The organism is Streptomyces sp. NRRL F-5123 (assembly GCF_000721495.1).
In the GTDB taxonomy this organism is placed as follows: domain Bacteria; phylum Actinomycetota; class Actinomycetes; order Streptomycetales; family Streptomycetaceae; genus Actinacidiphila.
This window is the reverse complement of the sequence record NZ_JOHY01000032.1, coordinates 14,150-31,070: the sequence shown is the minus strand read 5'-3', so window position 1 is coordinate 31,070 and position 16,921 is coordinate 14,150. Positions and strand designations below refer to the sequence as shown.

Annotated in this window: 15 protein-coding genes; 6 read left to right on the top strand and 9 right to left on the bottom strand. The window is 71.4% G+C overall.

All coding sequences use genetic code 11. The features are described 5' to 3' along the window. Nucleotides 1–165: 165 nt before the first annotated feature. From pyrE to IH54_RS0123520, 5 genes are all read right to left on the bottom strand, one after another. Nucleotides 166–708, bottom strand: coding sequence for an orotate phosphoribosyltransferase (pyrE, locus tag IH54_RS0123540; RefSeq protein WP_031520110.1), 543 nt, complete (start codon nucleotides 706–708; stop codon nucleotides 166–168). A 117-nt stretch (nucleotides 709–825) separates the two neighbouring features. Next, entirely contained in the window at nucleotides 826–1,629 is an 804-nt protein-coding gene (locus tag IH54_RS0123535) for an aldose epimerase (protein WP_031520108.1), read from the bottom strand. Nucleotides 1,630–1,823: 194 nt separating this feature from the next. Continuing rightward, complete coding sequence (locus IH54_RS0123530; RefSeq protein ID WP_031520106.1) at nucleotides 1,824–2,681, bottom strand: SRPBCC domain-containing protein; 858 nt, start codon at nucleotides 2,679–2,681, stop codon at nucleotides 1,824–1,826. Between the two features lie 314 nt (nucleotides 2,682–2,995). Then, nucleotides 2,996–4,588 (bottom strand): polyamine aminopropyltransferase, encoded by a 1,593-nt coding sequence (locus IH54_RS0123525; protein WP_031520104.1) that lies wholly within the window; start codon nucleotides 4,586–4,588, stop codon nucleotides 2,996–2,998. Nucleotides 4,589–4,679: 91 nt separating this feature from the next. Then, nucleotides 4,680–5,201: a DUF2617 family protein gene (locus IH54_RS0123520; RefSeq protein ID WP_031520102.1), complete on the bottom strand. Its 522-nt coding sequence runs from the start codon at nucleotides 5,199–5,201 to the stop codon at nucleotides 4,680–4,682. 469 nt (nucleotides 5,202–5,670) lie between these two features. Between IH54_RS0123520 and IH54_RS0123515 the strand changes: the two genes are divergently transcribed. From IH54_RS0123515 to IH54_RS0123505, 3 genes are all read left to right on the top strand, one after another. After that, nucleotides 5,671–6,843 (top strand): pyridoxal phosphate-dependent aminotransferase, encoded by a 1,173-nt coding sequence (locus IH54_RS0123515; RefSeq protein ID WP_031520100.1) that lies wholly within the window; start codon nucleotides 5,671–5,673, stop codon nucleotides 6,841–6,843. A gap of 197 nt (nucleotides 6,844–7,040) precedes the next feature. Then, the gene (locus IH54_RS0123510) at nucleotides 7,041–7,301 is read left to right on the top strand and encodes a CopG family transcriptional regulator (RefSeq protein ID WP_031520098.1); all 261 of its coding nucleotides are present in this window, start codon (nucleotides 7,041–7,043) and stop codon (nucleotides 7,299–7,301) included. Beyond that, complete coding sequence (locus IH54_RS0123505) at nucleotides 7,298–7,744, top strand: type II toxin-antitoxin system VapC family toxin (protein WP_031520096.1); 447 nt, start codon at nucleotides 7,298–7,300, stop codon at nucleotides 7,742–7,744. Before IH54_RS0123510 ends, IH54_RS0123505 begins: the two co-directional genes overlap by 4 nt. A gap of 514 nt (nucleotides 7,745–8,258) precedes the next feature. Here the strand turns inward: IH54_RS0123505 and IH54_RS0123500 are convergent. Beyond that, nucleotides 8,259–8,759, bottom strand: a complete 501-nt coding sequence (locus tag IH54_RS0123500) for an NUDIX hydrolase (RefSeq protein WP_043181993.1) — start codon at nucleotides 8,757–8,759, stop codon at nucleotides 8,259–8,261. On the opposite strand from IH54_RS0123500, the gene IH54_RS0123495 reads away from it, so the two are divergent. Together IH54_RS0123495 and IH54_RS0123490 are read left to right on the top strand one after the other, a co-directional pair. Then, complete coding sequence (locus IH54_RS0123495; RefSeq protein WP_031520092.1) at nucleotides 8,758–8,988, top strand: hypothetical protein; 231 nt, start codon at nucleotides 8,758–8,760, stop codon at nucleotides 8,986–8,988. The genes IH54_RS0123500 and IH54_RS0123495 overlap by 2 nt on opposite strands. 173 nt (nucleotides 8,989–9,161) lie before the next feature. Continuing rightward, nucleotides 9,162–10,643, top strand: coding sequence for a sialidase family protein (locus IH54_RS0123490; RefSeq protein ID WP_234343722.1), 1,482 nt, complete (start codon nucleotides 9,162–9,164; stop codon nucleotides 10,641–10,643). Nucleotides 10,644–10,743: 100 nt separating this feature from the next. Here IH54_RS0123490 and IH54_RS0123485 read toward each other — a convergent pair whose 3' ends face one another. Beyond that, nucleotides 10,744–12,396, bottom strand: a complete 1,653-nt coding sequence (locus tag IH54_RS0123485) for a glycoside hydrolase 43 family protein (RefSeq protein ID WP_031520087.1) — start codon at nucleotides 12,394–12,396, stop codon at nucleotides 10,744–10,746. A gap of 15 nt (nucleotides 12,397–12,411) precedes the next feature. Beyond that, nucleotides 12,412–13,506, bottom strand: a complete 1,095-nt coding sequence (locus IH54_RS0123480) for a non-reducing end alpha-L-arabinofuranosidase family hydrolase (protein ID WP_078862467.1) — start codon at nucleotides 13,504–13,506, stop codon at nucleotides 12,412–12,414. A gap of 455 nt (nucleotides 13,507–13,961) precedes the next feature. Between IH54_RS0123480 and IH54_RS0123475 the strand changes: the two genes are divergently transcribed. Next, nucleotides 13,962–15,323 carry a hypothetical protein gene (locus IH54_RS0123475; protein ID WP_031520083.1) on the top strand — a complete coding sequence of 454 codons (1,362 nt, stop codon included), beginning with the start codon at nucleotides 13,962–13,964 and terminating at the stop codon, nucleotides 15,321–15,323. Nucleotides 15,324–15,394: 71 nt separating this feature from the next. Here the strand turns inward: IH54_RS0123475 and argG are convergent, their stop codons facing one another. Further along, the gene (gene argG, locus IH54_RS0123470) at nucleotides 15,395–16,849 is read right to left on the bottom strand and encodes an argininosuccinate synthase (RefSeq protein ID WP_031520081.1); all 1,455 of its coding nucleotides are present in this window, start codon (nucleotides 16,847–16,849) and stop codon (nucleotides 15,395–15,397) included. Nucleotides 16,850–16,921: the final 72 nt, after the last annotated feature.

Genomic DNA, 16,921 nt, shown 5'->3' with positions numbered 1-16,921 from the left:
CGGATACACCACCTCGGTGCAGGGGGCATCCGCCGCAATCGACCGGGTGTTTCACGTGAAACACCCCAAGCGTGGCGAAACCGCAGGTCACAGCGCTTTCGAGAGGTGTACGCAGCGGGGGCCGGGCCGCCGCCGGGCCCTTTACGGGTCGGCGGCGGCCGCCGCTCAGTCCAGTCCGAGGTCGGCCAGCGAGTACACCGCGAGATACGGCAGACCCGTCTCCGTAACCTTCGGCTCGGCGCCGCGGTCCACGATGACCGCGACGGCGACGACCTCGGCGCCCGCCTCGCGCGCCGCCTCGACGGCGGTCAGCGGCGAACCGCCGGTGGTCGAGGTGTCCTCGACGACCAGCACCCGGCGGCCCGCGATGTCCGGGCCCTCGATCCGGCGCTGCATCCCGTGCGCCTTGGTGGCCTTGCGCACCACGAAGGCGTCCAGCCGCTTCCCGCGTGCCGCAGCGGCGTGCAGCATCGCCCCGGCCACCGGGTCCGCGCCGAGCGTGAGACCGCCGACCGCGTCGTAGTCCAGCTCGGCGGTCAGGTCCAGCATCGCCTGGCCGACCAGCGGCGCGGCCTGGCCGTCCAGCGTGATGCGGCGCAGGTCGATGTAGAAATCGGCCTCCAGCCCGGAGGAGAGGGTCACCTTGCCGTGCACCACGGCCTTGTCCTGGATCTGCTGCAGCAGTGCACTGCGTACGTCGTCACTCATGCCGACCAGTATCCGGCCCCCGGACCTGCCCTGCCGCACGGCGGTGGACGTACCGGCCCGGCCATGGGCGCCCCGGCCTCGGCTGTGGGCGTACCGGCCGGCGCACCGCCCCGCAGGTCAGCCGATGCGGTGCCAGCTCCAGGTGGTGGTGATCTCCAGCGGGTCGATGGGGGTGACCAGGCGCGGGGTGGTGTTGAGGCCGTTCGGCGGCCCGGACTGCGGCTCGACGCACACCGCCTCGGGCTGCTCGTCGTAGACCACGACCCACTGCGCCGGGCTCTGCACCTCCAGGCGCAGCTCGCCGGGCCAGGTCAGCGTCACGTCGACGCCGTCGGGCATGCCGAAGCAGTCGTCCCAGGGGCCGGGCTTCGGGGTGATGCGGTTGCCGTTGGGCAGGTGGTTGTCGCCGCGCTCCTCCTGCCAGTCGGCGCGGAAGGCCAGCTCGACGTCCTGGCCGCCCTTGCCGAGGTTGCGGTTCCACCAGGGGTGCCAGCCGGCCTGCGCCGGGAAGGAGTCGCCGCCCGGGGCGACCTCGACGCTCAGCGTGAGCTTCACCGAGTGCGGGGCCAGCTCCACGGTGTGCGTGACCCGGCCGGGGTAGGGCCAGGGGTCGGTCAGCTCGACGTGGTACGAGGCGGTGGTCGCGGTGGCCGGTGCCGCCTCCTGCCACGCGCGGTGCCGCACGGTGCCGTGAATGGCGTGGGGCGCGGCGTCCACCGGAAGCTGGTGGGTGACGCCGCCGTTGCGGAAGACCCCGTTCTCGGTCCGGCCCGCCCACGGCACCATAAGAAAGGCGCCGAATCGGTCGCCCTGGCGCAGGAGTTCCGTCCCGGCGACCTTGAGGGAGGCGATCCGGCAGCCGTTCCCGGGCTCCAAGGTCAGTTCGGCGTCGCCCGCCGTCAGCTTCGTCTCATTCTCCACGTCACGAGCCTAGCGGGCGGGCCCTCTGACGTTCACTTATGGTCCCGCAGCCGGGTGGCGCGGCCGGGCTGACGCCCCGTACGGACGCATCCGCGCTCCCCGTAGGCGGCGGTCCGCCTGCACCGCTCGCCCGGGGCGGCTCGCCCGCGGCCGCCCGTACGCGCCGCTCCCCCGCGGCGGTCCACCCGCACCGCTCACCCGCGGCGGCGCAGCGCCCGGCTCACCACCACCGCGGAGGCGACCAGCGCCGCCGCCACCGGGGCCGCCCAGCGCAGGGTCGCCGCGGCCGACGGGCTGTCCGGCGCGGGCACGGGCGCGTAGCGGCCGCGCGGCGGGGCGTGGTCGACCTCCTCCGCGCTGCGACCGATCATCGTCCGGCGGGCGTGCGCGGCCTCGGCGGGCGGGACGAGGTCGTCGAGGGCGGCGGCGCTCTCCGGGACCTCCACCTCGACCTCGACGAGGTCGAAGTCCTCCAGCTCGGCACCCGGCACGGGCTCGCCGTCGTCGTCGACGACATCGGCCTTCGGGTCCGCGTCCAGCCCGGCCCCGGGCACGGCTTCGGTCCCGGCCGCCGCGTCGGGCCCCGGCTCCGCGTCCGGCGCGTGCGCGGCCAGATCCGTACAGAAACGGTCCAGCAGCCGCCGTACGGCCGCTTCCACGAGCGCCGGCTCGTACGTCGTGATCCGCCCCTGCGCCGCCGCCTCGCCCCGCCAGACGACCGTCACCCCGGGCTCGGGCTGCACCGCGGCGACGACGCCCAGCTCGGCGGCCACCGTCACACCGCCCCCGCCGCGCACCTCCGTACCCGCGGCCGTCAGGGTGAAGCCCGGCCCCGTACCGTCCACCGCGATCGTGCCGCGGTAGGTGATCGTGGACCCGCCCACCCGCAGCCGCAGCCGCCCCACGGCGGCGCCCGCAGCCCCCGCGTCGCTCCCGCCCGCGGCGGCGTCCGGCTGCCAGCCGGGCAGGCAGGCCGACACCACCTCCGGCGTGCGCAGGGCCTGCACCATGCGCGCCGTGGTCATCCCCGGAACGAACGACTCATGCTCCATGCGGCGGAGCCTACCCACCCAGCCCCGGCGATGACGCTCCCGCGCCCAGCACTTTCGCCCGGCGGTGCGCGGCGGGCCGCCGGTCCGGCGCGCGGCCCGCCGCCGTCAGACCGACCGTGCCGGTCTTCAGCATCGGGGCGAACGACGCGTCGCGCTCGTCCGCGCTGCGCAGGCCGGGGCAGGCGAGCGGTTGGCCACGCCGGGGTGGGCCGCGGTGGACCCGCCCGCGGCCTGCGGATTGTTCGGCAGCGTGCCGAAGAACTGGATGAAGTGGCCGTCGGTCCGGGCCGGCTCCCCGTTCTCCTCGCCCCCCGTCACCCCGTCGGGACGCGCGGCCGCAGCAGGGTCGAGGGCGGCAGGGCGCGGCTGGGCCGGGTGGGGAGCGGGGCGCGGGCGGCCTGCCGCAGGGCGCGGGCGGTGAGGGTGGGCGGCGTGCGGGACGGCAACCCCAGCACGGGCGGCGCGGTGCGGGCGGCGAGCAGGTAGGCCTGGTCGGGCCGGCCGGCGGTGGCGGGCGCGAGTGCCGTGCCGGGGGCGGCCGCGGGCAGCCAGTACGGCGAGGCGCGCAGCCCCACCGCGGTCACGGTCGCCTCGATCGTCCAGAACGTGTGCGCCGTGCCCGCCGCCGTCCCGGCGTGCACGGCGAGCCGCCCGCCGGGGGCCAGCGCGCGGGCGGCGAGCCCGAAGAACTCCTGTGAGTAGAGCTTCGCGCTGGCCGTCGTCCCCGGGTCCGGGAGGTCGGCGACGACCACGTCGTACGGCGCGGTGCGGCCGCGGCGCAGCCAGTCGAAGGGGTCGGCGGTGACGGTGTGCACCCGCGGGTCCGCGAAGGCGCGGCCGTTGGCGCGGCTGAGGCCGGGGTCGGTGCGGGCGAGCCGGAGCAGCTCGGCGTCGGGCTGGACGACGGTGACGCCGCCGACGTCCGGGTAGCGCAGCACCTCGCGCAGGGCCTGGCCGTCACCGCCGCCGAGCAGCAGCACGCGGGCGCGGGTGCCGTTCATCGCCGGGTGGACCAGGGCCTGGGCGTAGCGGGCGGTGGTGGCGCCGCAGACCCGCAGCCGGCCGTCGAGGTAGAGCCGCAGCGGGTGGCGGGGGGTGTCGCCGCCGGTGAGGACGATCTCCTCGACGGCGGTCTGCTCGGCGAGCCGTACGTCCCCGCCGTAGACCTCGCGGCGGGCGGCCCGCTCGAAGGGCCCGGCCACCGCGGCGGCGCCCGCGAGCAGCGCGAGGACCAGGACGTATCCGAGCAGCAGCCAGCCGCGGGCGCGCCGGGTCAGGTCGCCGCGGAAGAGCCACAGCACGGTCGCGCCGCCGGCCACCGCGTTGACCGCGCCGGTGGCGAGCGCGCCGGTGAGCTGCCCGGCGTGCGGCAGCAGCAGGAACGGGAAGGCGAGCCCGCCGACCAGCGCGCCCACGTAGTCGGCGGCGAAGAGGTCGGCGACCGCGCCGCCCGCGTCCTGCTGCCGTACCCGCTGCACCAGCGTCATCAGCAGCGGCACCTCGGCCCCGGTGAGCACACCGATGGCGAAGGCGCAGCCGACTATGGGCGCGGTCGCGTGCCCGAACCAGGCGAAGAACGCGTAGAGCACCATCACCGACAGCCCGCCGATCAGGGCGAGTCCGGTCTCGACGGCGGCGAACGCGGCGGCGGCCCGGGCGCGTAACCGTTTTGCCAGCAGCGAGCCGCAGCCCATCGCGAAGACCATCACCGACAGGATCACCGACGCCTGCGTGACCGAGTCGCCCAGCAGGGAGGAGGCGAGCGCGACGAGTTCCAGCTCGTAGACCAGCCCGCAGGCGGCGCACACGAAGACGGCGGCGAGCACCAGCGCCCTCGCCGCCCGTGCCGTCACCGGTAACCGCGGGGCGAGGCGCGGAAATTCGCTGCGGTGGCGCTGGTCGATCATGAGTGCACGCTATGTCAGTGCGGAGCCTCCGCCGGTCACCCACAGGAGTGCAAAATGGGCGGCCGGCGGCGTGCCAGGGGCATCGTTCGGGTCAGGCCAGCGCGTTCACCCGGGTTCTGGTGGTGACCAGCCGCCCCTCCTGCGGGTAGGCGTGCCAGGTACGCCAGCGCACTCCCCCGTCGGCGTACTGCACGAGCATCGCGGTGAACGCGTGCGGGTCGCCCGGGAAGGTCCCGGCCAGGCCGTGCGGATGGTCGGCGACCAGCGCGAGCAGCTCCTGGGCGCGGCCTGCGAACGAACCCTGCGACAGCGTCTCGATACGCGCCGCGAACTCGTAGTCCCAGGCCCCCACCCGGCGGGCGACCCCAAAGGGCAGCGGTGCCTGGCTGCCGGGCATGCAGGCCACGGTCTCCGAGCAGTCGCCGCCGCCCGCGTCCACAAGGACCTGGTGGGAGGCGCCCAGCAGGCGTAATTCGACCTTGGCACGCAGCCGGCGGCCGTCCCCGACCTCGACGTTCAGCACGGCGAGCGCGGGTAGCGGGTCTTTGCCGAGACACCACGCGAGGTCGCCCGCGCGGGTGTCGGTGTAGGAGGTTTGCAGGGTGGTGAGCATGGGTCGGCTCCGCAAGCACGCAGTGGAATGTCATGGGCCGGTCGCGCCCGGCAACGGGGCGGGCGCGCGTCGGCTCGTGCCCACGTGGGGTCCTGGACCCGGCGGCGCGAGGAGCCGGCGAAGCCAGCGAAGGACTCTGCGCAGCCTTCGGATGGTCCCCGCCGAAGCCCTCGAAATGGGTCCGAGAACTACGGAATCATGAATCACTCGCTGCCTTCAGCGTTTTTGCGGATCTGTGCGCACTTTCCATCCCTTGGAGCGCCCACGAGGTCACGTGTTCACCTTGGCCCACCCTGACGCCCCCGGTTGCCGGCCTCCGCGAGTACGGCCAACCGGCCACAAGATCAAGGAACTTGAGGTACGGCGGCGCGGCCCGCCGAGCGGCGGCGCAGCACGGCGCGGGACCGGCCCCGTATCGTCTGGCGAAGGGCGCCACGCGCAGGGCATCACTTCCGAGGACGGTGCACAGATGAACGGCAGGCCGCTGCTGAACCGCAGGCTGGACGGGCTCGGGACGACGATCTTCGCGGAGATGTCCGCCCTTGCTCTGGCGACGGGCGCGATCAACCTCGGCCAGGGCTTCCCCGACACGGACGGGCCGGAGGCAGTCCGCGAGGCAGCCGTACGTGCGCTGCGCGACGGCCGCGGCAACCAGTACCCGCCCGGCGCGGGCGTGCCCGAGCTGCGCGCCGCCGTCGCCGAGCACCAACGCCGCTTCTACGGGCTGGAGTTCGACCCCGACACCGAGGTCATGGTCACCGCGGGCGCGACCGAGGCCATCGCGGCGGCGATGCTCGCGCTGCTCGAACCGGGCGACGAGGTCATCGCGTTCGAGCCCTTCTACGACTCCTACGCCGCCTGCGTCGCGATGGCCGGCGGCGTCCGCGTCCCCCTCACCCTGCACGCCCCCGACTTCCGCCCCGACCTGGACCGGCTGCGCGACCTGGTCACCCCGCGCACCCGCCTCCTGCTCCTCAACAGCCCGCACAACCCGACCGGCACGGTCCTCACGCGAGAGGAACTGACGGCAATCGCCGAACTCGCCGTGGAGCGCGACCTCATCGTCGTGACCGACGAGGTCTACGAGCACCTCACCTTCGACGGCGCCCGCCACGTCCCCCTCATCGCCCTCCCCGGCATGCGCGACCGCACGGTCTCCATCTCCTCCGGGGGCAAGACCTTCTCCTTCACCGGCTGGAAGGTCGGCTGGGTGACGGGCTCGCGCGAGCTGGTCGCGGCGGTGCGCACGACGAAGCAGTTCCTCACCTACGTCGCCTCGGGCCCGTTCCAGTACGCGATCGCGGAGGCCCTGGCCCTGCCCGACACGTACTACGCCGCCTTCCGCGACGACCTCCAGGCCAAGCGCGACATCCTCGACGCGGGCCTGCGCGACGCGGGCCTCCAGGTCTACGAACCCCAGGGCACCTACTTCATCACCACCGACATCACCCCCCTCGGCGAGACCGACGCCCTCGCCTTCTGCCGCACCCTCCCCGAACGCGCAGGCGTCGTCGCCGTCCCCAACTCCGTCTTCCACGACCACCCCACCGCCGGCCGCACCCAGGTCCGCTTCGCCTTCTGCAAACGCCCCGAGGTCCTCGCGGAGGCCGCCCAACGGCTGCGGAAGGCGTTCAGCGGCTGAGCCCGCCGGAGACTCGTGGACAAGGTCCGGCCATACGTCTCAGCCAACAACTGACGCGTGCACGAAACGCGCCTTCGTCAGCGTGAGGTCACCATTGGCAGTGCCCGCAAGCAGCCGTGTGCCGTCGAACGAGAGACATGTGATGGCGCCGTGCGAGGATTAGGCACCACCGGTGGTACATGACCTATGCTTGGTACATGTCCATGAAGCGCACCAACGTCTACGCAGACCCCGAGGACCTGGCCATCATCAAGGAGGCGGCGGCTCGTCGTGGGATCAGCGAGGCCGAGATCATTCGCCAGGGGATCCACTTGGCCGCCATGGCAAACCGCGTCTGGGACGAACCGCTCTTCTCGCGCACCTTCGAGGGCCCCGGGCGTACTCCCTCCAAGGAGGACGTACGCAACGCGGTGGCCGACTCCGCCCGAGGAGAGAACGGGTCCGGGACCGCTGCGTGATCATCGTCGTCGCCGACACCTCAGGCCTCCTGGCCGCGCTCGACTCCGCGCACCCGGAACACGAGGGAGCCACAGAAGCACTGACGGCTGCCGGCCTCCTCGTGATGTCCCCGCTGCTTCTCGCCGAGATCGACCACGTCGCCACCCGTGAGCTGGGACGGCAGGCCGCGGTCAGCGCCGTCGACGACATCCGGCGCTGGATGCGGGTGAGCCGCATCGTCGTGCCGGAGATCACCGAGACCCACCTGGCGACGGCCCAATCCCTGCGTGCCGGATACGCGTCGCTCAACCTCGATCTGGCCGACGCCGTGAACGTCGCGCTGGCCGCGGAATACGACACCGACACCGTCCTCACTCTGGACCGTCGCGACTTCCGCGCCCTGCGCCCCCTGGGCCGGCACAAGTGCTTCCGCCTACTGCCCGACGATTTGCCGCTGCAATGAGTGTGTGAACGACGCGTGGCCTGGGTGACCGGCTCGCGCGAGCTGGTCGCAGCTGTGCGCACGACGAAGCAGTTCCTCACCCGCGCTCTTGGCGGTGCCCGGGTTCACGCGAACTGGTCACCGCCGCGCGGGCGGCCGAGCAGTTCCTCACGTACGTGACCTCGGGCCCCTTCCGGTACGCGATCACCGACGCCCTGGCCCTCTGCCGCGCCCTCCCCGAACGCGCAGGCGTCGCCGTCCCCCACTCCGTCTTCCACGACCACCCCACCGCCGGCTGCGCCGGTACGGCCGCGTGGTGGCTCCGGCTGCGCGCCAACGCGGTCGCTGACGCGGTCCGCGCGACACCAAGCCGGCGCCGTGACGATCGTGAGTGCCGCAGGCAGGACGAGGAATACGCGGCGCCGGCATGTTCCCGGGTGGGCAGGCGTCTCCCGACCGGGTACGTGACGACAGCTCCTTGAAGCGGCAGCCCGCCCCCGACGACAACAGTTCGCCGGCTGCAGCAAGGACCGGCCTACGGCCGACCGGGAGTGCGCCACTCACGTGTGAGCGCGGCGAGGTAGGCGTCCATGGGCTGAAGACGTCCTGGAAGAATTTCGAGGAGATCCCACCAGCGGACGGCCGCGATCTCCTCGTTGGCACGGAATTCGCGGAGTTCCGCGCAGTGCCCTGTGAAGAGTGCCGCGTATTCAATGCGCTGGTCGGGTGCCAGTACGGACCTCGCGTAGCCGACGAACTGCAACGAGCCGCCGGGCTCCTGCCCGCTCTCTTCCAGAAGTTCACGCGCGGCCGCCTGACGAGGGGATTCGCCCGTTTCGATGTGTCCGCCGGGCAGCTCCCAGGTACGGCGATATCGGTCGAAGACCATGAGGACCCGACCGGCGTGCCACAGGGCAACGAGCGCTGCCGGCATCGGGGCGTCGTTCGGTGCCGTTCCCTCGTTCCCCGGCGTGAAGGAAAGCAGGGCGTTACCGAGGTCATCGGCTGCAAGCGGTTGTTCTTCGGAGTCGGCCATGTCCCAACGGTTCCCCGTGCAGCCCGGCGCGACGCCGTCCTCACCCTCGACCGTCGCGACTTCCGCGTACTACGCCGCGTTCCGCGGCCACCTCCAGGCCAAACGCGATCTGCTCGCCGACCGCCTCCCCGTCGCCGACTTCGAGGTCTGCCTCAACGAGGACGCGCACGGCAGCAAGGGACAGCTACGAGCAGCGAGAACTTTAATTGACGTGCGCATGCCCAAGTAGGAGAGTGGGAGTTCTTGCGCACGTCCTGCACCTGGTTCGGTCCGGCGGGAACGACCTGCCCCACGGCGGGACGTGTACAAGCTGCTCCCCACCCGGCGGCCCACCGATGCCGGACGTGCTCCGTCCCCTCGGCAGAGGATGGGAACATGTCCTTGGGCTCCTTATTCCGGCGCATGGTCAGTCCCGGCCTGGTCATGGTGACTGCGACCGCCGTCGCGCTCGTCGTGTCCACCGGTGCCGCTGACGCCGCGCCCGCACTCACCCAGGTCAGCACCGACCCGTACACCAACTCCAGCAGCCAGCACGCCACCGAGGTCGAGCCCGACACCCTCGCCTACGGCTCCACCATCGTCTCCGCCTTCCAGGTCGGCCGGTTCAACGACGGCGGCGGCTCCAACATCGGCTTCGCCACCTCCACCGACGGCGGCTCCACCTGGACCAAGGGCTTCCTGCCCGGGATCACCACGGCCGCCGGCGGCACCTACGCCCGGGTCAGCGACGCAGCGGTGGGCTACGACGCGAAGCACAACGTCTGGCTGATCTCCAGTATCCCGATCACCTCGTCCGTCACCGTGCCGCTCGTCTACACCAGCCGCTCCACCGACGGCGGGCTGACCTGGAGCAACCCGGTGACCACCGCGACCGGTTCGGACCTGGACAAGAACTGGATCGTCTGCGACAACACCTCGTCCAGCGCCTTCTACGGCAACTGCTACACCGAGTACGACAGCCCCGCCGACGGCGACCGCCTGAAGATGACCACCTCGTCCGACGGCGGGCTGACCTGGGGCGCGTCGAAAAACACCGGCAACAACGCCACCGGCATCGGCGGCCAGCCCGTGGTGCAGCCCAACGGTACGGTGATCGTTCCCGCTGCCAACGCCTCGGAGACGGCGATCCTGGCCTTCCAGTCCACCAACGGCGGCAGCAGCTGGAGTTCGACCAGGACCGTCGCCACCGTCAGCACGTACACCGTCCACGGGTCCCTGCGCAGCGGCCCGCTGCCCTCCGCGGAGATCGACTCGTCGGGCAAGGTCTACGTGGTCTGGCAGGACTGCCGCTTCCGTGGCTCGTGCACCTCCAACGACATCGTGATGTCGACCACCACCAACGGGACCACCTGGTCCTCGGTGGTCCGCATCCCGATCGACGCGACGACCACCACGGTCGATCACTTCATCCCCGGCCTCGCGGTCGACAGTTCGACGTCCGGCAGCACCGCGCACCTGGCGCTGGCGTACTACTACCACCCGGCTGCCAACTGCACGGCCGCGAGCTGCCAGCTGGACGTCGGATACGTGTCGTCCACGGACGGCGGCGCCACCTGGACCGCCCCCACCCAGCTGGCCGGACCGATGACCCACTCGTGGCTGGCGAGCACCACGCAGGGGACCATGGTCGGCGACTACATCTCGACCTCCTTCTCCGGCGGCACGGCACATCCCGTCTTCGCCGTGGCCTCGGCTCCCTCCGGCACTGCCTTCCACGAGGCCATGTACACACCGGCCGCCGGCCTCGCCGCGGCCGCCGGCACCGTGGCCGCCACACCCGCCACCGCACGCCAGAACGCCTTCTCGACCGTGCAGGCCCTGATTGCCTACCGTCAGTGGCTGGCGAACGGTGGCGCGGCGGGCGGAGGTGAGGACAGCCCCTGATCCGGCCCCACGAAGTCCCGCCCGCGGTCGCACGAGGCGGCCGCGGGCGCGGTGGAGGCGGGCTCGGCGGGACGCGCTTCGGCCTCTGTGGCCTGCCGCGTCACGGGGTTGTCAACGCGAACTGCTGCACCTCCACTTGGCCGCCCAGCGCCTCGGTGGCGTAGTTGAAGATGCCGAACCGGTAGCCCATGAAGAACTGCCAGTTGTCCTTCAGGGTGAAAGCCGGCCCGAGGGGTGTGAAGTGGGTGCCGTCGGTGCTGTAGGAGAAGTTCCCCTGACGGCCCGGCCCGGGGTGGATGTCCGCGTGGACGCGCAGCCATATCCGGCGACGGTCCGAGACATCGGTGCTCGCAGTCTCGGTGCCTGTGCTGGTGGTGTTCCAGTCCGCGTCCATGGCGATGCCGTCGACGGTCGCCAGCGTGTAGGTGTCGCCGTCGCGCCTGACGCCGATCCACGCGGACAGGTCACGCAGCAGTGCCAGTCCTGCCCGGTCCCCGGACTTCATCCGGGCATAGTTCAGGACGACGGTCGCGGTGGACGTGGGGCCCTGGATGCGATGGGTCAGGGTGTTCCGGGCCGAGTAGAGGTCCTCCGTCACCGTCGCGGTCCCCAGCCGCAGTTGGCCGTTCAACGCCCACTTGCTGTTGTCCGGGTTGTGGTTCCACTCCCACTGCGGCCCGAGGACCGGGCCTTTGAAGGTGTCGACTCCGATGAGCGGTTCGACCTGCCGGGGCGGCGGGGCGATGTCGGGGTAGGGATACGACGTACCCCAGGCCCCGTCGACGAGTTGGACGACGGGCCAGCCGTCCGGGGTCCAGGTGACCGGAGCCATGGCCGGGACACGGCCGCCGGGGAAGGCGTCCACGAAGGCCATGTAGAACCAGTCGCCCCTCTGGGTCTGCACGAGTCCGCCCTGATGCGGAACTCCGCCCCCGGGAATGGGTCCTTTCAGGTCGAGGAGGAGCTGCTGCATCGTGTACGGCCCGAAGGGACCGGTCGTGGACTTCAGGATGTACTGGCCGTTGGCCGGCCGGGTGACGAAGATGTAGTAGTTCCCGTTGATCTTGTAGAAGCGGGAGCCCTCCAGGACTCCGACACTCGACGGCGTGCTGAACACGGACTCCGACCGGACCTCGCTGCGCGCGTCGGGCGAGAGCTGGGCCACGTGGATCTCGGTGTTTCCGTACGCCACGTAGATGGTGTCGTCGTCGTCGACGAGCATCCCCGCGTCGTAGTAGACGTTGTCGATCGTGGTGTGCCTGCTCCAGGGGCCTTCCACCGACTTGGCGGTGTAGACGTAGGTCTTGGCGAAGTCGATGTGGCCCAGCCAGTAGAACGTCTCGTTGCTCGGCCGGTAGTTGAGGGTGGACGCCCAGATTCCCCTGACGTATCCGCGTCCGCCGTCCAGGTCGTACTTGGACCCGAAGTCCAGGACGGGCACCGAGTGGCCCGCGAACTCCCAGTTGACCAGGTCGTACGAGCGTAGGACGGGTGCACCCGGCGAGTAGTGCATGGTCGAGGCCGAGTAGTAGTACGTGTCACCCACGCGGATGATGTCGATGTCCGCGAAGTCCTGCCAGAACACCGGGTTGTCGTACTGGGCGGCCGGAGGCCACGGGGTGGGCCCCGCCGCGCCGGCGGACTCGGCGGCGGCCTGCGGGATGTGTCCCGCGGAAGCCGCGGCGGCGACGGCCAGCCCGGTGCCGGCCGCCAGCACCTGTCGCCGGCTGCGTATGTGAGAGGACCAGGACATCCGGGATCACACTCCTCAGGGGGTCTTCGCGGAGGGCTTCTTGCAGAACGCGCTGACGGGGTTCGGGCCCTTGGCCGTGAGCAGGCCGAGACGGTACGGCAGCTCGCCGTAGGGCGCCTGCGCGGCGGGGTCGAGGCCCTGGTACAGGTACTGCAGCGGCTCGCACGGGTCGATGATCATTTCCTGGTTCACGTGGTGCCGCACCACCTCGCCGTGCGAGATGTCCTGCGTCCAGGGCGCGCCGTCGAAGGTGACGTTGGTCGACCGCGCGAAGGGGTTCTCGGCCGTGTCGGCGAGCGGCTTCCACTGACCGGCAAGGCTGTCACCGGTCCAGGAGCGGAACATCCTGCGGCCGTCGTCCCCGATGGCCTCGACGACGAGCAGGTACTGCCCCGAGCGCTGGATCTTGTAGATGTTGCTCGCCTCGAACAGCGCGAAGCGGTTGGGGTCCTGGAGGGCGACGACGGTGTTGTGGAAGCCGTTCGGGAAGTCCTCGACGGTCGTCTCCGACCGGTAGAGGTGGCCGTTGTCGTCGGAGGAGAACAGGTAGCAGTTCTCCTCGTCGCAGGTGTTGAAGAAGTCGACCCAGTACCCGTTGCCGATGTTCTGCTGGATGATGTCCGGCATACCGCCCGGGTAGAAGTGGCCGACCGGGCTCCACGACAGCGGGTCGTCGATGTTCTCGGTCGTCGAGTAGGCACCGCCCTGGCCGTCCTGGAAGACCAGGTACCAGACCTTCTGCGGCTCGAACCAGAAGACCTCCGGTGCGGCGCGGTACCCCGTCCCGATGCCGGACCGGTCCAGGTAGGTGATCGGGGCGTCGGCGGCCTGCGACCAGTCGGTGAAACTGGTGGTGGCCAGACCCCATCCGTTGCCGTCAGCAGTGGTCATGAAGACGTGGTATTTGCCGTGCACATAGATGACGGAGGGGTCCTTGACCGCCAGCGAGGCGTGGGTGGCATCCGGCTTCGGCCCGATGAGCGCCCCGCTGGAGGTCCACTGGAACGAGGTCGGCGCGGTGGCGGCTCCCGCCGGCGAGGCCAGGGCGGCCACCGCCGCCAGGGCGGCGACCGTCATACCGACGCGGAATCTCACGCGGGTTGAGATCATGTGTGCTCCCTTGCACAGAGGCCCATTTTGTTAGCGCTCACAATGAACTTTGCACGTCACGCTAAACCGGCGCCCTCGGTTCCGCAATGCCGACGACAAACTTCGTTCCCAGGAGTTCGCATGTCGGGGCGTCAGGACCGGCGGCACGACCGGGCCCGCGATGTGCTCCTGAGGTACGGCATATACCCCTTTCGGACCACCTATTTATTAACGCTCACATTGGGATGATGTCGAGTTCACCCGGCGGGATCGCCGACGGCGGCGGCCTCGGCGACGAGCTCACCACCGCGGGCCGCGGCCGGGCCCGCTTCACCTTCCGCGGGTCCACCGCACGCCCTCGCCGAGGCCTGGGTCACCGCATGGGGCGTGCGCGCCGGGCGTTGTCAGTGGTGGGTGATCTACTCGGATCGCGCTCGAATCTGAGTGCCCATCACCAACCGGAAGTCAGGAGTCCCATGCGCACCAAGCGCATTTCGCAGGCTACGGCCGTCGCGTTCGCGACCGGGCTCGCGTCGCTCGGTCTGTCGACCGCCTCCGCACAGACCGCCTCCGCACAGACCGCTTCCACGGCAGTTCCGCTGCCGATTCCGCACTACGCGCACATGCTCGTCGATCCGGTCCACCAGCACCTGTTCATCAGCGGCGGGGCGGATTCCGGCAGCATCCTGGTCACCGACTACGCGGGGCAGACGATCGCCACGATAGACGGGGAGACCGGGGCCGACGGGCTGGCGCTCTCGCCGGACGGGAGCACGGTGTACGCCGCCCTCGGCGGCGCCGACGCGATCTCGGCCGTCGACACCGGCACGCTCACCGAGACCGCCCGTTACGGCACGGGCGCGGGCACCGACCCGCAGTCGGTGGTGTGGAGTGCCGGCAAGCTCTGGTTCGGCTACGGCGGGGCCGCGCAGGGCGGGATCGGCTCCGTCGACCCGGCCGTCGACCCGGCCGCGGTGGCCCTCCGGGCGACGGGCGACAGCTGGTACAGCGCCCCGATCCTCGCCGCCACACCGGGCGGCGAACTGGTGGCGGGCGAGCCCGGCCAGAGCCCGGCAGAGCTGGCCAGTTACGACGTCTCCAGCGGCAGCGCGCAGGTGCTGCACGCGCCGCTCTACCTGACCTCGCCCACGGTGAGCAGCAACCTGGCGGACCTGGCGATCACCCCGGACGGCAAGGACGTGATCACCGCGTGCGGCGCGCCGTACGAGCACCAGGTGTTCAAGGTCGCCGACCTCAGCCCGGACGGGGCGTACCCCACCGCGACCTACCCCAACTCGGTCGCGCTCGGCGCCGACGGCACCGTGTTCGCGGGGTCGGAGAACCTGTACGGCGACCAGGTCTTCGTCTTCGCACCCGGCAGCGCGAGCTCGGTCGTGTCCTACCCCGTCGCCCCCAACGCCTTCGAGGCGGACGCGGGCCTGGCCGTCACGCCCGACAACAGCACGCTGTTCGCCGTCAGCGCGGACCCGTACGGGGCGGACCCCGTGCTCCACGTCATAGCGAACCCCGCGCAGGCGGCCGCCGGCCTGGCCCTCTCCGGCCCGGCGAGCGTCCACCTGCACGGGAAGGTCACCCTGACCGGCACGCTCAGCGGCCCGTCGCCGTACACCGCGGGGCAGACCGTGCAGGTCACCCGGGTCGACCGGAGCCACCCGGCGGGCGTCGCGCTGCCCGCCGTCACGACGGCCGCCGACGGCACGTTCACCGTCACCGACACCCCGCCGGTCTCCGGCACCGTCACCTACCAGGTGGCGTACGCCGGGGGCGCGCATCTGGCGGCGGCCACGGCGAGCGCCACCGTCCAGGTCGGCCGCTAATCGGAAAGGGCCCGGCCCCGCACGCGGGTCTGCGCGTGCGGGGGCGGGCCCGGTGGAATCCTCCGGGGAGGTCAGTCGGTGCCGAACTCCATCGCCGCGCGGTCCAGCAGCGCGTCGTCGGGCTCCGGCTCGCCGCGGGAGGCGATGACCTCGGCGCCGCCCTCCGGCAGCTCCGGCATGGTCTCGATCAGGCCGGTCGCGATCTCCTGCGCCGGGCCGAGGACCAGGCTGCCGGAGCCGACGAGGCCGAGCTGCGCGTACTGCTCCAGCTTGGCGCGGGAGTCGGCGATGTCCAGGTTGCGCATGGTGAGCTGGCCGATCCGGTCCACCGGGCCGAAGGCGGAGTCCTCGGTGCGCTCCATGGAGAGCTTGTCCGGGTGGTAGCTGAAGGCCGGGCCCGTCGTGTCGAGGACGGAGTAGTCCTCGCCGCGCCGCAGCCGCAGGGTCACCTCGCCGGTGACGGCGGCGCCGACCCAGCGCTGCAGGGACTCGCGGATCATCAGCGCCTGCGGGTCCAGCCAGCGGCCCTCGTACATCAGCCGGCCGAGGCGCCGTCCCTCGGTGTGGTACTGCGCGAGGGTGTCCTCGTTGTGGATCGCGTTGACGAGGCGCTCGTACGCCGCGTGCAGCAGCGCCATGCCCGGGGCCTCGTAGATGCCGCGGCTCTTGGCCTCGATGATCCGGTTCTCGATCTGGTCGGACATGCCCAGGCCGTGCCGCCCGCCGATCGCGTTCACCTCGGACACCAGGTCGACGGGGGTCGCGAAGTCCTTGCCGTTGACGCTGACCGGGCGGCCCTGGTCGAAGCCGATCGTCACGTCCTCGGTGGCGATCTCGACCGACGGGTCCCAGAAGCGCACGCCCATGATCGGGTCGACGGTCTCGACACCCGTGTTCAGGTGCTCCAGCGTCTTCGCCTCGTGGGTGGCGCCCCAGATGTTGGCGTCGGTGGAGTACGCCTTCTCCGTGCTGTCGCGGTAGGGCAGCTCGTGGGCGAGCAGCCACTCCGACATCTCCTTGCGGCCGCCCAGCTCGGTCACGAAGTCCGCGTCCAGCCACGGCTTGTAGATCCGCAGGTGCGGGTTGGCGAGCAGGCCGTAGCGGTAGAACCGCTCGATGTCGTTGCCCTTGAAGGTCGAGCCGTCGCCCCAGATCTGGACGTCGTCCTCCAGCATCGCCCGCACCAGCATGGTGCCGGTGACGGCGCGGCCGAGCGGGGTGGTGTTGAAGTACGCCCGCCCACCGGAGCGGATGTGGAACGCCCCGCAGGTGAGGGCGGCGAGGCCCTCCTCGACCAGTGCCGCACGGCAGTCGACCAGCCGCGCGACCTCGGCACCGTAGGCCTTGGCACGCCCGGGCACCGACGCGATGTCGGGCTCGTCGTACTGGCCTATGTCGGCGGTGTAGGTGCACGGGACGGCGCCCTTGTCGCGCATCCACGCGACCGCGACCGACGTGTCGAGGCCACCGGAGAAGGCGATGCCGACGCGCTCGCCGACAGGAAGGGAGGTGAGGACCTTGGACATGGAAATATTATGCACACCAACGCATGCTCATGCAAAGCCCCTTCCCGGAGCCCCGTCCCGGGGGACACCGGA

Bases quoted from the DNA above. Each gene is read 5' to 3' on its own strand.
- pyrE (WP_031520110.1), bottom strand. From the start codon at position 708: ATGAGTGACGACGTACGCAGTGCACTGCTGCAGCAGATCCAGGACAAG.
- IH54_RS0123480 (WP_078862467.1), bottom strand. From the start codon at position 13,506: ATGATCTCAACCCGCGTGAGATTCCGCGTCGGTATGACGGTCGCCGCC.
- IH54_RS0123515 (WP_031520100.1), top strand. From the start codon at position 5,671: ATGAACGGCAGGCCGCTGCTGAACCGCAGGCTGGACGGGCTCGGGACG.
- IH54_RS0123475 (WP_031520083.1), top strand. From the start codon at position 13,962: ATGCGCACCAAGCGCATTTCGCAGGCTACGGCCGTCGCGTTCGCGACC.
- IH54_RS0123485 (WP_031520087.1), bottom strand. From the start codon at position 12,396: ATGTCCTGGTCCTCTCACATACGCAGCCGGCGACAGGTGCTGGCGGCC.
- IH54_RS0123530 (WP_031520106.1), bottom strand. From the start codon at position 2,681: ATGGAGCATGAGTCGTTCGTTCCGGGGATGACCACGGCGCGCATGGTG.
- IH54_RS0123490 (WP_234343722.1), top strand. From the start codon at position 9,162: ATGGTCAGTCCCGGCCTGGTCATGGTGACTGCGACCGCCGTCGCGCTC.
- IH54_RS0123510 (WP_031520098.1), top strand. From the start codon at position 7,041: ATGTCCATGAAGCGCACCAACGTCTACGCAGACCCCGAGGACCTGGCC.
- argG (WP_031520081.1), bottom strand. From the start codon at position 16,849: ATGTCCAAGGTCCTCACCTCCCTTCCTGTCGGCGAGCGCGTCGGCATC.
- IH54_RS0123520 (WP_031520102.1), bottom strand. From the start codon at position 5,201: ATGCTCACCACCCTGCAAACCTCCTACACCGACACCCGCGCGGGCGAC.
- IH54_RS0123495 (WP_031520092.1), top strand. From the start codon at position 8,758: ATGTCCCAACGGTTCCCCGTGCAGCCCGGCGCGACGCCGTCCTCACCC.
- IH54_RS0123525 (WP_031520104.1), bottom strand. From the start codon at position 4,588: ATGATCGACCAGCGCCACCGCAGCGAATTTCCGCGCCTCGCCCCGCGG.
- IH54_RS0123500 (WP_043181993.1), bottom strand. From the start codon at position 8,759: ATGGCCGACTCCGAAGAACAACCGCTTGCAGCCGATGACCTCGGTAAC.